At 61.5% G+C, this 15,197-nt stretch carries 13 protein-coding genes and 1 tRNA gene; 7 read left to right on the top strand and 7 right to left on the bottom strand.

All coding sequences use genetic code 11. The features are described from left to right. The first annotated feature begins 18 nt into the window (after positions 1–18). A complete protein-coding gene (locus QP904_RS02960; protein ID WP_284835514.1) occupies positions 19–1,128 on the top strand; it encodes a glycosyltransferase family 4 protein in 1,110 nt (369 codons plus the stop codon). Here the strand turns inward: QP904_RS02960 and QP904_RS02955 are convergent. Both QP904_RS02955 and QP904_RS02950 read right to left on the bottom strand, forming a co-directional pair. Then, positions 1,043–2,461: an MmpA family trehalose lipid delivery protein gene (locus QP904_RS02955; RefSeq protein WP_284835513.1), complete on the bottom strand. Its 1,419-nt coding sequence runs from the start codon at positions 2,459–2,461 to the stop codon at positions 1,043–1,045. The genes QP904_RS02960 and QP904_RS02955 overlap by 86 nt on opposite strands. Continuing rightward, complete coding sequence (locus tag QP904_RS02950; RefSeq protein WP_284835512.1) at positions 2,451–3,608, bottom strand: PorA family protein; 1,158 nt, start codon at positions 3,606–3,608, stop codon at positions 2,451–2,453. Before QP904_RS02950 ends, QP904_RS02955 begins: the two co-directional genes overlap by 11 nt. Positions 3,609–3,659: 51 nt before the next feature. On the opposite strand from QP904_RS02950, the gene QP904_RS02945 reads away from it, so the two are divergent. After that, positions 3,660–4,778 carry an acyltransferase family protein gene (locus QP904_RS02945; RefSeq protein ID WP_284835511.1) on the top strand — a complete coding sequence of 373 codons (1,119 nt, stop codon included), beginning with the start codon at positions 3,660–3,662 and terminating at the stop codon, positions 4,776–4,778. Here the strand turns inward: QP904_RS02945 and QP904_RS02940 are convergent. Genes QP904_RS02940 through QP904_RS02930 form a run of 3 tightly spaced genes read right to left on the bottom strand, consistent with a single transcriptional unit; the run spans position 4,699 to position 8,496 of the window. Continuing rightward, positions 4,699–7,767 (bottom strand): alpha-(1->3)-arabinofuranosyltransferase domain-containing protein, encoded by a 3,069-nt coding sequence (locus tag QP904_RS02940; protein WP_284835510.1) that lies wholly within the window; start codon positions 7,765–7,767, stop codon positions 4,699–4,701. The two genes, QP904_RS02945 and QP904_RS02940, sit on opposite strands and share 80 nt — an antisense overlap. A 2-nt stretch (positions 7,768–7,769) precedes the next feature. Continuing rightward, entirely contained in the window at positions 7,770–7,967 is a 198-nt protein-coding gene (locus tag QP904_RS02935; protein WP_005325448.1) for a DUF2613 domain-containing protein, read from the bottom strand. A 22-nt stretch (positions 7,968–7,989) separates the two neighbouring features. Continuing rightward, positions 7,990–8,496, bottom strand: a complete 507-nt coding sequence (locus tag QP904_RS02930; RefSeq protein WP_034655562.1) for a universal stress protein — start codon at positions 8,494–8,496, stop codon at positions 7,990–7,992. Positions 8,497–8,554: 58 nt separating this feature from the next. On the opposite strand from QP904_RS02930, the gene QP904_RS02925 reads away from it, so the two are divergent. From QP904_RS02925 to QP904_RS02915, 3 genes are read left to right on the top strand one after another with little or no spacing between them, the layout of a single operon-like run. Continuing rightward, positions 8,555–9,715 (top strand): glycoside hydrolase family 3 N-terminal domain-containing protein, encoded by a 1,161-nt coding sequence (locus QP904_RS02925; protein WP_284835509.1) that lies wholly within the window; start codon positions 8,555–8,557, stop codon positions 9,713–9,715. Between the two features lie 34 nt (positions 9,716–9,749). Continuing rightward, positions 9,750–11,438, top strand: a complete 1,689-nt coding sequence (locus QP904_RS02920; RefSeq protein ID WP_284835508.1) for a VanW family protein — start codon at positions 9,750–9,752, stop codon at positions 11,436–11,438. A gap of 13 nt (positions 11,439–11,451) precedes the next feature. Next, the gene (locus tag QP904_RS02915; protein WP_239206591.1) at positions 11,452–11,751 is read left to right on the top strand and encodes a hypothetical protein; all 300 of its coding nucleotides are present in this window, start codon (positions 11,452–11,454) and stop codon (positions 11,749–11,751) included. A gap of 22 nt (positions 11,752–11,773) precedes the next feature. On the opposite strand, the gene QP904_RS02910 is transcribed toward QP904_RS02915, so the two are convergent. Further along, a tRNA-Gly gene (locus tag QP904_RS02910) sits at positions 11,774–11,847 on the bottom strand. Between the two features lie 65 nt (positions 11,848–11,912). Here QP904_RS02910 and dcd point away from each other — a divergent pair. Together dcd and QP904_RS02900 are read left to right on the top strand one after the other, a co-directional pair. Next, positions 11,913–12,476 carry a dCTP deaminase gene (dcd, locus tag QP904_RS02905; RefSeq protein WP_034656041.1) on the top strand — a complete coding sequence of 188 codons (564 nt, stop codon included), beginning with the start codon at positions 11,913–11,915 and terminating at the stop codon, positions 12,474–12,476. Between the two features lie 42 nt (positions 12,477–12,518). Then, complete coding sequence (locus tag QP904_RS02900; RefSeq protein WP_284835507.1) at positions 12,519–13,847, top strand: UDP-glucose dehydrogenase family protein; 1,329 nt, start codon at positions 12,519–12,521, stop codon at positions 13,845–13,847. 67 nt (positions 13,848–13,914) lie between these two features. Here QP904_RS02900 and QP904_RS02895 read toward each other — a convergent pair whose 3' ends face one another. Further along, on the bottom strand, positions 13,915–15,078 hold the full coding sequence (locus tag QP904_RS02895) for a YibE/F family protein (RefSeq protein WP_248100018.1): 1,164 nt from the start codon (positions 15,076–15,078) through the stop codon (positions 13,915–13,917). Positions 15,079–15,197: the final 119 nt, after the last annotated feature.

Genomic DNA, 15,197 nt, shown 5'->3' with positions numbered 1-15,197 from the left:
CTAGGCTAATACCTCACAATGAAGATTCTTTTACTATGCTGGCGCGATTCCACCCACCCGCAAGGCGGGGGCTCGGAGCGCTACTTGGAGCGCGTGGGCGAATACCTCGCGGCGCAGGGCCACGAGGTGGTTTTTCGCACCTCCAAGCACATGAATGCCGCGCGCCGGGAGGTGCGCGACGGCGTGCGCTATAGCCGCGGTGGCGCCAAGTTCGGCGTGTATCCGCGTGCCTGGGCGGCGATGCTGGCAGGCCGTGTGGGGCTGGGTGACCTGCGCGGGGTGGATGCGGTAATCGATACCCAAAACGGCATTCCTTTCTTTGCCCGCTTGGTATCTGGAGCACCGACGGTGCTGCTTACCCACCACTGCCACCGCGAGCAGTGGCCGGTGGCAGGTCCCCTCCTGGGCCACCTCGGCTGGTTCCTTGAGTCCCGGGTGGCTCCGCGTGTGTATCGCGGCGCGCCTTATGTCACCGTTTCTGAGGCTTCCCGCGAGGATCTAGAGGCACTGGGAATTAAGGGTGCGCACATCATTGCCAATGGTCTGGACCCGGTTCCGGACCATGTGCCTTCCCTGGAACGAGAGGCCGACGTGCACTTGGTAACGCTCTCGCGCCTGGTGCCGCATAAGCAGATTGAGCATGCCATGGATACGGTGGCGCAGACCCCGGGCGCGGTCCTGGATGTCATAGGCTCCGGTTGGTGGGAGGCTAACCTGCGTGCCTATGCCGAGGAACACGGCGTCAGCAGTCGCGTGCGCTTCCGCGGCCAGGTGACCGAGGACTATAAGCATGCCCTGCTCGCCCGGGCCGATGCCCTGCTTATGCCCTCCCGCAAAGAGGGGTGGGGCTTGGCAGTAATGGAGGCCGCCCAACATGGGGTCCCCACTGTTGGCTATACGTTTGGCCTGCGTGACAGTGTTATTAACGGTGAGACCGGCATCCTAGTAGAGCGCGAGGAAGACTTTGTTGCGGCCACCAAGCAGCTGCTTGCCGACGCCCCCTTACGCCGCACCCTCGGCTCCAACGCGCGCGATTTTGCCGCTAGCTTCTCGTGGGAGAAGACCGGCGAGCAATTCGCGGAATTGCTGCAAGGGCTAGTAGCGGACAAGCCATCCACAACGCAGTAAGCGCCCATGGAACCTGCGGCCGTGGTGCGTCCGTCTCCGCGGCTATAGCACCGTCCACGACAACCACGCCGACACCGATCCGGGACAGCTGCTTCATATCGTGTGCCTCCCATGCGCGCAGCGCCGCCCGGTACTGCGGCGAAGCCTGATCCACCACGGTCCCGTCTACGCTCAATTCCCCTGATTCCACCATGGCCACCGCCTTGGAATAGGGATCTACCGCCACACCGCCAGGCACCTCTACAAGGTTGGCGCGCTCTGGAAAGAAAGCCACTCGGCCGTCAATCTCGCGCACCAGCTGCTTATCTACTCCCGTATCCCGCGGTGCGAGCACCGCTAGCCGCCCCGGAACCGGAATCAGCTGCACTGCCGCGGCCACGGTGGCTAGTGCCGCCGGCAGGTTCGGCAGCGCACCCAGCGAGGCCACATAAAGCGGCAATGCCAGCATGGTCAGCTTTCCGCTATCGCGCAGTAGCGCCGCCCCCGGTACGTGATCGATGGACCACACCAGCGCGCCGGGAACCAGCCAGAAAAACACAGCTCCGCCAAGACCAATAGCTGCCAGTATGCTCAGCCGAACGGGAACCCGCCACGCCCCGAGCAGGGCGATGATCGCCACGATGACACCGCATATCGCGAACCCGATGGCTGCTTGTGCATTCCAGATGCCGCCCAGGCGCAACAACGCGCCCCCGGTGCCGACGTGCTCTTCGGCTCGCGGGGCAAACGCAGCCACCGCCGCAGCGGTATCACCGGGCGCAGTGGGATAGAACATTCCTGGAATGGCCCACGGCAAGCACAAGACCACGCCGCCAAGTGCCACCCGCTTGCGGCAGGTCACCGCCGCGGTCACCACGGCAAAGAGCCCACCCGTAGGGGTAAGTGAAGCGCCCCACATGGCGAGCCACGCCACCCAATTGCGCTGCTTTCCGGCCCACGCGATGACCGGGAGCAGCCACGCGGCCACAGCAAGTGACCACTGACCCTGCAGGAGGCGCTCGATAACGAAAGGATTGGCCACCGCCACCCCCATCGCGCTCACCGCGGAGGCTGTGGAGCGCGCCCAGCGCGCCGCGGTGAGCGCGGAGGACGCCGCGGCGGCAAAAATGAGCACCCGCGCCGCCCACGCGCCGCCTACTACAGCCAAGAAGCCGTCTTGCGGGGCATTGCGGGCAGGCAAACTGCCGCCGCCGAAAGCCGAAGGGGAAAGCGCCGGATGGTCAAGCAGCGCCATATCGCGCCACAGGAACTCACCGGGCAGGGCGAAGGGCCAGCACACCGCGGTCACGAGGATGAAGCCCCAGGCGAGGAGTACTAGACGCTTAGCCTTCACGGTGGCGGCGCATGTACATATAGGCAGCACAGAGCAATAGGCCGACGCCGATGGCTTTGCCCGCCCAGCCGACGACCATCAAGGCACGAATGGTGCGAATGACCGGACGCACCTCGTCGAGGCGCTCCGCGCGAGTGTCATCGGACCAGCGCATATCGGCAGCGAAGATGGAGCGATCCTCCGTATCGTTATTGGCCACCATGGTGCCGGCTTGTTTTTCGTCGGCAGCGAAGAAAATCTTGATATTTTGCCGCAGATCCACGATGGTGCCGGTGGTGGGTTCCACGGAGATATCGCGGCCGACGGTATAAAAAGGTTCCACCGTGACCCGGTCAGTGGGATCTAGGCCGAGGAGCTTGCGCGAGTCTTCGTCATAGAATCGCTTCGCCGGACCAGAGATGCGGAAGTCCTTAGCGGCCAGCTGCTTTTTGCCGCTGCCGGAATCGACCGCCTCGGTGGTGATGTTTCTGCACATATCGGCCAGGGAAATGGGCTGAATATCGTGGTGGAAGGAATAGGTAGGGATACCGTCTAGCTTTTCCGTAGTGGTGAAGTCCACCGCCGTGGAGGATTGTGAGGCCAGATCGAAAAAGGGATAGGAGCGCTGCTCGGTTCCGGAGGGGAAAAAGTAGTTGATGCCATCTCGTTCGAAATCTGTGCGGGCCATGCCCGTGTCCACTGACGGCAGGAGGAATTCCCATTTATCCTTAGGGGCCGCCACAGGGTAGGTGGATTCTCGGTTCAACACGGAGTGCTCGGTGATTTGGGCGAGCGGAGTCTCTCCGGCGAGCAGGCGCGATAAAGAATCAGAGTGAGCGAGCGCATCGTCTTCTGCCACCTCAGCGGTCGTGGTGTTGCGCTCGATGGTGAGCAGGTCATGGTGCAGGTAGCACCAGATGGGTGCCTTCTTTTCTTGGCACTGCGGATTCTTGCTATCGCCTGTGGCCTTGGCGCCGGCGATAAAGGCGGGCGCATCCATCCACACGCCGGCAGAGGGAGCGGTCACGGTGTTGATGTTTTGGTCGAAGGCGAGGGGCCGAGTCTGATTGTTATATAGCGGTGGCACCACAGTGCCCAGCACTAAGAAAATGACGGCGGCAATGACAACCCACGCCAGTGGCGAGCGTGGCCAAAGGTAGCGTTTCATTGCAGTAATATGTCCAATCAGTTTCAGGTCGATCCGGGGTTAGGAGCAAGCGTGCAGCCGCAGGCATCTGTGAAAAGCGTACCCCAGCATCTGCCGGAGCTAGACGGTCTACGCGCGGTCGCCTCCCTTGGAATCATTGTCACCCACGTGTCCTTTCAGACCGGAACTGGGTGGGGGTTTGCCGGGCGCTTCGATTTTTTCGTCGCCGTTTTCTTTGCACTCAGCGCGTTCCTCTTGTGGCGCCGCCGCGGCTTGCACAGCTTAGCCGGCTATGCGCGCTCGCGCGTGGCACGTCTTTTACCGGCCTATTATGCCTGCGTGGTGGCGGTGATGCTCCTGCTTCCCGACGCCCACTCGCTCACCCTCACCCAACTGCTGAGCAATCTTACTTCCACGCAAATTTATGTGGTCGACGGGTTGGCCCCAGGTCTTACCCATCTGTGGTCGCTGTGCGTGGAATTCTTCTTTTATCTCTTCTTGCCTGTGCTGGTGTGGCTGCTTGGAACGCTGCCGCGGCGCTGGCGCATTGCCGCCATTGCCGTGGCAGGAGTGCTCAGCTGGGCGTGGGGATTCGTGCCCTTTGTAGCCGATTACGCCAAGGACCAGGTCAACTCGCAGATCTGGCCGCCCGCGTATGCCTCGTGGTTTGCCGTGGGAATGCTGGCCGCCGAATTCGAAGAAGCCGGCATCAGTCGGCGAGTGCAGCGCGTGCTGCGGCCGCGCTGGGCGTGGTGGATCGTGGCGGCGGTGGTGCTGTGGGTTGCCAGTCGCGAGTGGTTTGGGCCGCAGGGGCTTATCCATCCCGAACCCGCGGAATTTTCTCGCCGCATCATGGCGGGCGCGGCCTTTGCTGCGGTCGTAGTGGTACCGGTGGCACTCGCCCCGCGGGAGAAATCTTGGCTGACCAGCCCACTCATGCAGGCACTGGGTACATGGTCCTATTCCATTTTCTTGTGGCATGTGGCCATCTTGGGTCTGGCCTTTCCCCTTACCGGGGTGCCGCTTTTTAGCGGGAAACCCCTGGACTTTTGGGTCATTCTGACCGTGACTGTGGTGGGCACCGTGGTGGTTTCGGCCGCTAGTTATACGCTCATCGAGCGTCCCGGCCGGGATCTTCTCCTCGGTCGGCGGCGAAAAGACAGGCCACGCCCGCGGCACACAAGCAGCTAGGCAAGAGCGAATCACCCGCATAGGAACCAGACGTCCACGGTGCGCGGGCGAGGATGGCTCCGGCCGCAGCGACTACGCCGGGGGCGAGATAGGCGCGCGGGATGGTGGTCCAGCGCACTACCAACCACGCAGCCACGGCCGCCACTGCCGCCGGCCAGCCGGTAAGGGCCAGTGCACCAAGTGCCACGGCGGCTGAGGCAGCGCCCCCACGCGGTGCGTGCCAGGCGGGCTGGGACGGGCGGCGCGCGGCCGCCAGGAGGCACAGGCCGAGCGTCAGCAATCCCAAGGAGCCTCCCAAGAGGAGGGTGGCGCGATAAACCGGCTGGGCGGTGAAGGACATATGGAAGTCGCCGGAACGGCCGGCCGGAATGACAAAAGCCTGGGTGGCGGCGTCGATCTCGCGCGGGGTGAGCTCGTCATTGTCCAAATACCCGCGCAGGCCCTTATTAAAGGCGCGTCCGGTGACCAAGAGGCGGTCTTCCTCGCTGGCTTTAATCGAGTATCCAGTGGGCTCCGAGGGCTCCGGCGGGCGCCAGCCCACCTCGCGAAGGCTCACCCACGGTCCAGTGGTGCGCACACGGTGCGTGCCGGGGCTCAGGGTGAGGGAATCGCCGGGGGAGTAGCGGTGGGCGTCGATAAGCACCGGCTTGGTGGAATCTACCTTTACCCGCATGGGGCGCGGCGCCGTGAAGTCGCGGATGAGCACACCGGTATCTTGCAGCATCTGCTGGAAGAAGAATTGGTGCACATCGGGGGAGGTATCCGGCACGGTCACTACGCGCTCGACCGGCTGGCCCTCTACCCCTAGTTCCGCGATGCCGGTGCGGTGGGACAATTCCACGCGGATGGCCTCGGTATCGCCGCCGGGAACGCGGACCTCCTGTGCATGGAAAGGCTTGAGATCCACGTCCACCGCGGCACTGCCGGAGCGCACCGTAACCGTAGTGGCGCTGGTGGCCATGAGCTTTAGGCGCGGTTGGGTGAAATGACCGCGCAGCTCAATCCACCCGGAATCATCGCCCGGCGCGGGCCACCACGCGGTGGAATTTTCCCCATCCACCGCGGCCGTAGCGGACTTGTGCGGTTGGGCGCCACCGAAGGCCGTGGCATCGGCTGCCGAGGAGGAGACCGCCACGGAACCGCCGTGGGTCTCGACCTGGCTAAGAGGCCCTGCGGAAGGATAATCGCGCAGGCGGTTATTTACGTGGCTGGGGTCATCTGCAGCCAAGGGTGCGGAGATAGGGCCATCGAGGGTGCCGTAGTTGCGGTCCGAAAGCGTCGGGGTATCGGTGACGATATCGGCATCGCTATCGACGAGCTGGCGGGTGGTGGGGCCATGGTGGGCGTCGAGAAGCGCCAAGGCTTCCCCGCCGCCGGCCACGCGGACTGGGTCTGTGGGCCCTAAGGACATGCCGGCGTGGTTGAGCAAGATGACATCGACCTCGTCGAAGCGGTGGACTTCGCCGCCAAATTTACTGGCCAGGGCCTCGTCCTCACCGGTGAAGAGATCGTGGCGCACCATGACCGCGCCGATGCCCAGGCGCTGAAGGGAGCGCACGCCGGTGGCTGGGTCCTCCTTCAGTGCGGCCATGACGCCGTCGAGCCCGCGGATAGCCTCTGCTGGTACGAGTGGAACGGCATCGCGCACGGCCCAAGGGACATCGAGCAGCGGCTGGGCCGGCTCATCGCGCGTCCACCCCCAGGTCTGCCGGGCAAAGGATGCTTCCGGGTAGATAAGGGTGCGGGTATCGGCGGCATGAGTATTGATAAAGTCCGTGGCCTCGTGCCAGTAGGAGGGAACCTCCTTATACGCCCCCAGCGGCAGCAAGCGCTGCGACCATGCCGGGGAGATGACCGCGATGCACAGCAGTAGCGTGAGCGCGCCTACTGTCTGCTTCTTGGTAGGCCGCAAGCTCTGCGGTAGAGGCAGATGCGCGCAGGCGCGCGCGACACCCAAAAGCAGCGGGATGCGCACCAGCGGATCAAACTTATGCAGGTTGCGCAGCGCGGCCAGCGGGCCATCGAGAGCATCGAGGTACCACCCCGCCTGGCAACCCAGCACCGCGATGCCCACCATTAGGATAACGGCCCACACACGCGGCAGTTTGGTGAGTCCGTAGATGCCCACGGCCGCGATGCCCATGGTGACCAGCACGAAGAAGGATTCGGTAGCCAGTGCATTGCCCGCCACGCGCTCGGTATCTACAAACGGTGTCCAGCTCGTGGTTCCGCGCAGAATTTCTGGCAGGTTGAGCCAGCGCGTGGTCACGCGAGCGGATTCGATGAATTCCGTAAACGGCGGGGCATAGCGGCCAAGTACGATAAGCGGGCCGATCCACCACGCCGATACCGCCAGGCACCCTAGGAGCCAGGCCGCGCCGGGTTTGAATGCGCGGCGGTAGAGCACAATTACCGCGGCCGGGGTGCAGGCGGCGATGGTGGCGGTGGCATTGACCGCACCCATGAGCGCTACGGGGATGGTGGCTGCGGCGGCATCGCGCCACGTGAGCTTGGCATTGAGGAAGGGCAGGATGACCCAGGGGGCGAGCATAACCGGCCAGGTCTCGGAAGAAATGGCGGTCAGGGTAGAAAGCGCGCGAGGGGAAAGCGCGTAGAGCATCGCCGCCACCCAGACCCACCCGCCGCGCAGGCCTACCTTGCAGGCGAGCTTATGAAAGCCGATGAAGCCAACGCTTAAGACCACCAGCCACCACAGGCGCTGTGCCACCCAATCGGGTAGCGGCTGGGTCAAAACGAAGAAGGGCCCTTGGGGAAAAAGATAGCCATAGGCCTGATTTTGTAGTTGTCCCAGGGTAAAGGTATCCGTATAGGCGCTCAGTGCCCCGCGGAGAAAATGCAGCGGATTGGCGGCCAGATCATGCTTGGTATCGGCAGCTGTCAGCCCCCACGGCTGCACGAGGAGGATGAGCGCTAGGGCAAAGATCCCCAGCGGGTAGGGGCGGGCAAGCCGCCCGCGGAGGGTACGCACACCTAGTTGCGGGATCCGTACTCAGGGCCGCCCAAAACCGCATCGGAAGCAGAAACCGCATTGCCTTCCGGCACGGTATCAGTGCCGGAGAACTGCGCGATGCCGATGATGGTGATGACGCCGAGCGCGATGCCCACAACAGCGCTACCGATGGCGGGGCCAAGGGTGCGCTTGTTCAAAGAATCGGTTTCCAGAGCCATGGCTAAAAATACTAGCAGCTATTTAGAAGTATTCTGCCTCATCATCGTCCGCGTCTTCCTCGTTTTCCTGCGGCACGATAAAGACGGGAAGGCCGGCATTGCGCACAATCTGATCGGCGGTGGAGTTGGTCCACCAGGCGCGGAAACCGGTCAGGGCGCGGGTGCCGGTCACGATGACATCCACGTCCAGCTCGTGTGCTGCATCAATGATGGCGGAGGAAATAGTGGTGGCGGATTCCACCAAGTGGGCGCGGCCAGCCAAGCCCAGGCTTTCGGCTAGTTCGATGCCCTGGCGGCAGATTTTCAACGCTTCCTCGTAGGCCGGATCCTCTTCGACGCCGTCCGGGGAGACGGTGGACTGGTGCATTCCAGTGCGGCTGACGGCGCGGGCGGTCTGCCGGGCTACGGGTTCCCAAGCGGTGAGGATTTCCACCGTGGTGGGCCGCAGCAGCTGGGCCGCGTGCTCGAGGGCGCGGCCGGCTCGTTCGGTGCCATCGTAGGCAATTAGCATTGTCTCGCCGTTACTCATGTGGCTAGTCTACCCACCGTTTCAGACAGAAGGCGAGGAATATTGCACACTGGAAGGCATGAAAACTCCGCGCATTCTCGCCAGCCTTGCCCTCGTGACGGCCTTGGGCGCCTGCTCCACCTCCCCTCAGGAGGACGCCGAGAGTCAGGACTCCACAACCCCAGCGGCATCGAGCTCACCGGCCGCGACGCAAGAGACGCAAGAAGAGACTTCGCAGGAAGCAGCCCCGCAGCAGGACATCCGCGCCATGGCCGCCTCTGTGTTGATGCCCCCGGTCACCAATTACGACGATGCTAAGGCCAAACTGGATGCTGGCGTGGGCGGAATCTTTATTCCCAGCTGGGCGGATCCCAACCTGCTGCAGGAAGAGGGCCGCGATATTAATGCCCTGCGCCAAGAGGTAGGCCGCGACTTTGAAGTCTCCATCGATTTTGAAGGCGGGCGCGTGCAGCGTTTCTCAGAGATCTTGGGCGAGTATCCCGCACCGCAACAAATGGCAGCCGAGCGTTCCCCGCAAGAGGTGGAACAGCTCGCGCACGAGATTGGTACCACTCTCAAGGCTCATGGCATCAACGTGGACTTTGCGCCGGTGCTCGACGTCGATGGCAATGGCCTAGAGGTGGTGGGCGATCGGTCCTTTTCCACCGACCCCGCACAGGCGGGTGAATACGGCGCCGCCTTTGCCCGCGGGTTGGATTCCGCTGGGGTCAAGGCCGTATTCAAGCATTTCCCGGGACACGGCCGTGCTTCTGGCGATACCCACCTGGCCGAGGCCGTTACCCCGCCGCTGGAAGAGCTGGAGGGACACGAGTTCATTCCTTTTAAAACCGCCCTCCCTCAAGCGCCGAATGCCGCGCTCATGATGGGCCACCTCGCCGTGCCCGGTTTGGGCGATGGCCAGACTCCTGCTTCTATGCTGCCGGAGGCTTATGGCTTGGCTCGCGAGACCCTGCAGTACGACGGCCCTATTTACACCGATGACATCGGTGGCATGAAGGCGATTGCGGATTCGCTCCCGCTTGCCGACGCCGTCGTGACCTCCCTCAATGCCGGTGCCGATATGCCCCTGTGGTCCACCGAGGGCGATATCAATGCGGTAATCGATGCCGTTGTCGGTGCCGTGGACGAGGGGCGCCTGCCGCGCGAGCGTCTCGAGGACGCGGCCCGCCATGTCAGCGTTCCACCGGCCGACGTTGCACCCGAGGCCGCACAGGACTAGGAAAAATACCACTAAAACCGTTAACCTTTAAGGCGTGAAAAAGGCAGAAGGAAAAAACGGTGCTAAAGGCTGGCTCATCGCGCTCGGTGTATTTGTCGGCCTTGTCCTGATCGCGGGTATTGCTTATGCCTGGGATGTCGCGGCAAACCAGGACAAGATTCCGCGCGCCGTTTCCGTCAACGGCGTGGACATCTCCGCCATGGATCGCACCGCCGCCGTGGAGAAGCTCGAAGATGAGCTCGCGGGCGTAGAAACCGAGCCCGTGACCGTTACCTCCGGTGACCTCCACACGGAACTCGTCCCCTCCGAATCGGGCCTTGCCTTGGACAACCAGCGGGCCGTGGACAATATTGAGGAGCCTTCCCTCAACCCTTTCACCCGCCTTTATAGCTTCTTCCGTTCCACCCGGGATATTCCGGTAGAGACCAACGTAGATGAAGCCCAGCTGCAGCCTGCCTTGGAGCGGGTGAAGAAAAACCTTTCCACCGACCCTGTCGATGGCATGTTGGAGCTTAACAACGGCGAGCTCAAGGTCACCGACCCGAAGCTTGGCCAAACCGTGGACGCCGGCTCCTTGCACAACGCGGTCACAGAAAACTGGCTCGATTCCGAGGGCGTGGACGTGGACCCAGAAGAGGTAGAACCGGCCATCAATGATGCGGCCATCGAGGCCATGCGCACCGGCGACGCCGCTAAGGCGCTGGATAATCCGATTACCTTGAAGGCTAAAAATAATGTCACGGCTACCCTGAATAAGCCGGAAATCTCCCAATTCACCAGCATTGAAAAGAAGGACGGCAAGCTCAAGCTCGCCGTGGATACCAACCGCGCGCAGGAGCTGTTGGCGGAGCGCTCTGAGGGCGCCGATGTGCCCGGGGTGAATGCCAAGATTTCCTTCAACGGCAATGACAAGCAGGTCACCCCGTCCGAAGATGGCGAAATCATCGACTGGGAACCGACCATGAAGGATTTTGACAAGCGCGTGACCGGCGATGACCGCGAGTGGGACGCAACCTATAAGCCGGACCCAGCCAAGTTCACCACCGAAGATGCCAAGAAGGCGACCTTCAACGATACCGTCGGTGAGTTCACCACCGAGGGCTACTCGGCTGCCTCGGGCAAGAACATCGAGCTGGTAGCCCAGCAGGTCAACGGTGCCGTGGTCAACCCGGGCGAGACCTTCTCGCTCAACGGCTACACCGGCCCGCGCGGCACTGCTCAGGGCTATGTGGAATCCGGCATCATTATTGATGGCCACTCCGGTTCCGCCGTCGGCGGTGGCATCTCCCAATTCGCCACTACCTTGTACAACGCTGCCTACTTTGCGGGCATGGAAGATACCGCCCACACCCCGCACTCGTACTATATTTCGCGCTACCCCGCCGGCCGCGAGGCCACCGTTTACGAAGGCGCCATCGACCTGCAGTTCACCAATACCTTCAACACCCCGGTCCGCATTGAGACCGACTTCGGGGGCGGCAAGATTACCGTGCGTTTGAAGGGCACCAAGACCGTTGACGTTGAGTCTGTGAACAATGGCCGCTGGGCCAATACCGACCCACAGCCGATGTCTGTGCCAGGCAGCGACTGCTCGCCTTCCTCTGGTGCGCCAGGCTTTACGACGTCTGATACCCGCATCATCAAGGACCTCGGCGGCAAAGAGCTCTCCCGCGAGACCACCACCACGGTCTACGACCCGCAGCCCATCGTCCGCTGCGGCTAGTAGGCTCGGAGCCATGGAAGAGAGAACTCTGACAACGCTCATCTTTGGCAATGTGGTTATCGAATCGAACCTGCGCGGGGCAGAGCTGCGCGTTTACAGCGAAGATTGGCGCGGATATCAGCTCCGGACTGACCTGGGAGTGACGTTCCGTGCCCCGCTGGATAATATCCGTGGCACCGTGCCTCAGCGTGATATGGCCGAGCTTGTGGAGAGATTCTTGAAGCCGGCCGCCGCAGAACTAGAGGCGCACTATCCAGGAGGGGTAGAGCGGGCACAAAAAGAACTTGCCCAGTGGTTAAGCGCCACAGACTAGCAAGAAAATTCCCCCCGAAAATTGGAGCCGACGACGGGAATCGAACCCGCGCTAGCAGCTTGGGAAGCTGCAGTTCTACCATTAAACTACGTCGGCACTGCGCGCTGGTGCGCTCCGGCCTACTATACACCTTGGCCTTCGGCATGAGTAGAATTGGGGCCGTGCTTCTTTCAGATCGTGATATCCGTTCCGCCATTGACGCCGAAGAATTGGGCATCGAGCCCTTCGACAGCGAGCTTATCCAGCCCTCCTCGGTAGACGTGCGCCTGGATAAATATTTCCGCGTCTTCAATAACTCGCGGTATACGCATATTGACCCCAAAGAGGAAATGCCGGATCTCACCACCTTGGTGGAGGTAGAAGAAGATCAGTCCTTCATCCTGCACCCAGGCGAGTTCGTCCTCGGTGCTACGTTGGAAAAGTTCACCCTGCCTGCGAACTTGGCTGGCCGCTTGGAGGGCAAGTCTTCGCTCGGCCGCTTAGGATTGTTGACCCACTCCACCGCGGGCTTTATTGACCCAGGCTTTTCCGGTCACATTACGCTCGAGCTTTCTAATACAGCCAACCTGCCCATTGCCCTGTGGCCGGGCATGAAGGTGGGACAGCTGGCGATTTTCAAGATGACTTCAGCAGCTGAAAGCCCTTATGGCACGGGTTCGCTGGGGTCGAAGTACCAAGGCCAGCGTGGCCCGACGCCATCGAAGTCTTACCTGAATTTTCGATAGGCTTAAACCGGTATTCACATAAGGCCTTTAAGATAAGGCCTTATGCGTATGACTGTAATCGGCACCGGATACCTGGGTGCAACCCATGCTGCGTGCATGGCCGAGCTCGGCCACGAAGTACTAGGCGTGGACGTAGATGAAAATAAGATTTCCGCTCTTAAATCGGGCAAGGTTCCGTTCTATGAACCGGGCCTGCCGGAGGTTCTCGAGCGCAATATCGAGGCCGGACGCCTCGATTTCAGCACGGACTACGAAGAAGCAGCCGAGTTCGGCAATCTGCACTTTTTGGGCGTCGGAACTCCGCAGCGCCGTGGTTCCTACGCGGCGGATATGACCTACGTTAAGGCCGTTATTACGGACTTGGTGCCCAAGCTCAAGGGCGATCACATCATCTTCGGTAAATCTACCGTCCCGGTCGGCACCGCCGCGGAACTCCAGGAACTAGCCAATGAGCTTGCCCCAGAAGGCACCACCGTGGAAATTGCCTGGAACCCGGAGTTCCTGCGCGAGGGCTATGCCGTCAAGGACACCATCACCCCAGACCGCATCGTGCTCGGCGTTGGTGAAACCAACAATGAAAGTCGAGCTGAAGAGGTCGCGCGTGAAGTCTATGCCCAGCCGCTCTCGCAAGACACCCCATTTATTGTCACGGACTGGCAGACCGCGGAGCTGGTCAAAGTCTCCGCTAACGCATTTCTAGCCACCAAGATTTCCTTTATCAACGCAGTCTCCGAAATCTGCGAGATTGCGGGCGCGGACGTGACCGCGCTTGCCGACGCCATTGGGCTCGACGAACGCATCGGCCGCAAGTTCTTAGGCGCCGGTCTCGGCTTTGGTGGCGGTTGCTTGCCCAAGGATATTCGCGCCTTCATGGCCCGCGCCGGCGAACTTGGCGCCGACCAGGCGCTGACCTTCCTGCGCGAGGTAGACGCTATCAATATGCGCCGCCGCGACCGCGTGGTAGACCTTGCCAAGGAAGCCTTCAATGGTTCTCTGCTTGGTCACCGCGTGACCGTGCTGGGCTGCGCGTTTAAGCCAAATTCCGATGACGTGCGCGATTCGCCCGCCCTTTCCGTGGCCGGTTCCTTGTCCTTGGCCGGTGCGGCAGTAACCGTCTATGACCCAGAGGGCATGGACAACGCCAAAAAGGTATTCCCCACCTTGGATTACGCCGCAGACACTGATGACGCCCTGCGCGAGGCCGAGCTGGTGATTTTGGCTACCGAGTGGAAGCAATTCAAGGAATTGGATCCGCAGCAAGCGGGCCAGCTGGTGGACAATAAGCACATTATCGATGGTCGCAATGTGCTGCCTGTCGCGGATTGGCAGCAGGCAGGCTGGAAGGTTGAGGCCTTGGGCCGCACCCTCTAGGCGGATTCGGACGGGCTAAAAGTAGAGGCTGAGCAGCGTCGATGCTGGCTCAGCCTTTTGCTTAGGCTTAAGCTTTTGTACGCTTTGGCACCGTGAAAGCTGCAATGGCCGTGGTGATGGGAACCGCGAGGGTCAATGCCATCGCGCCCACTCCGGAACGCAGCAGTTCCGTTGCAACGAGATCGCTGCTCAGAATCTGTTCGGCAGGCCGTTCTGCTGCGGTAATCAGCATAAGCAGCGGCAAGGCCGCGCCGGTATAAGTGAGAATCAACGTATAGACCATGGAGGCAATATGGTCGCGGCCCACCTTCATTGCGGAGAGGAAAAGCTGTGTAGGGCGGGCATCAGGATCCGCTTCGTGGAGTTCGGTAATGGTGGATGCTTGGGCCACGGCGGCGTCGGCAAGGCTGCCCAAGGCGCCAACTACAAAGCCGCACAAGAGCACGCCCACGATGGATACATCAGGCATATAAAGAAGTAGCTTGAGGTTGTCCTCAGAACTGTAGCCCTGCAACTGCGAACCATCGATAGTGGCCCATGCCAGCACCGCTGCGAGAATGAGAGCGGTGAGGGAACCACCCACCGCCGATGCCGATTTCCAATTCATGCCGTGGACGAGAGGAACGGCCAGCAGAATGATGGCAGAGCAGGCTACAAGGGCGGACCACAGGGGATTATGGGCGTCGATAAGAGCGGGGACGAGGAACGCAAAGATCACGCCTAGGCTGAGCGCTAAGCCGATAAGGGCGCGTACGCCATGCCACGCCGCAAAAGCGATAATGACGACGGCGACGATAACCGCCCACAGAGCTAGGCTTCCGGTGCGTTGATAATCAGCAAAAGCATAGGACACAGCGCCGGAAGGGTCATCTGCCTTAGAAAGAACAATTTTGTCGCCCGGTTTAAGCTGCGGATCGCCGGCATTTCCGTAGGTGACCAGTTGGGTCATGCGTCCTTCGTCCTCGCCGGAGGTGATATTGACCAAGGCGCGGTCGCACTGCACTTCTTCAGACCCTGGAATGAGCGGTGGCTTATCGAAGGCCTGCCCAGTAAGTTCCGATTGGCAAGCCGAGTGGTCTGTCGTGTCGACCGTGCCTTCGACCTGTGGGTGGTTGAGGGCGTAGGTTTGCTGAAAATCGGTGGAGGTGTGCTCGCTGGCTGGGCTAGTAGGCCACAGCAATGCCATGCCCGCAATGGTGGCTATAAGAGCTATGACGAGCACGCCGAGCAAGGCTAAGCGCCAAGGATGGTGAGCTAACGAAGTAGAGAGCCGACCCCATGAACTTCGAGTCGGCTGAGGCTTAGGTGCCGCAGAATGTCTTCCCATGCACCATATTGTTATGGATTATT

The organism is Corynebacterium nasorum, assembly GCF_030229765.1.
In the GTDB taxonomy this organism is placed as follows: Bacteria; Actinomycetota; Actinomycetes; order Mycobacteriales; family Mycobacteriaceae; genus Corynebacterium; species Corynebacterium kefirresidentii.
This window is presented reverse-complemented; position numbering and strand designations above follow the sequence as displayed.

Bases quoted from the DNA above. Each gene is read 5' to 3' on its own strand.
- QP904_RS02950 (WP_284835512.1), bottom strand. From the start codon at position 3,608: ATGAAACGCTACCTTTGGCCACGCTCGCCACTGGCGTGGGTTGTCATT.
- QP904_RS02925 (WP_284835509.1), top strand. From the start codon at position 8,555: ATGAAAACTCCGCGCATTCTCGCCAGCCTTGCCCTCGTGACGGCCTTG.
- QP904_RS02960 (WP_284835514.1), top strand. From the start codon at position 19: ATGAAGATTCTTTTACTATGCTGGCGCGATTCCACCCACCCGCAAGGC.
- QP904_RS02930 (WP_034655562.1), bottom strand. From the start codon at position 8,496: ATGAGTAACGGCGAGACAATGCTAATTGCCTACGATGGCACCGAACGA.
- QP904_RS02915 (WP_239206591.1), top strand. From the start codon at position 11,452: ATGGAAGAGAGAACTCTGACAACGCTCATCTTTGGCAATGTGGTTATC.
- QP904_RS02935 (WP_005325448.1), bottom strand. From the start codon at position 7,967: ATGGCTCTGGAAACCGATTCTTTGAACAAGCGCACCCTTGGCCCCGCC.
- QP904_RS02900 (WP_284835507.1), top strand. From the start codon at position 12,519: ATGCGTATGACTGTAATCGGCACCGGATACCTGGGTGCAACCCATGCT.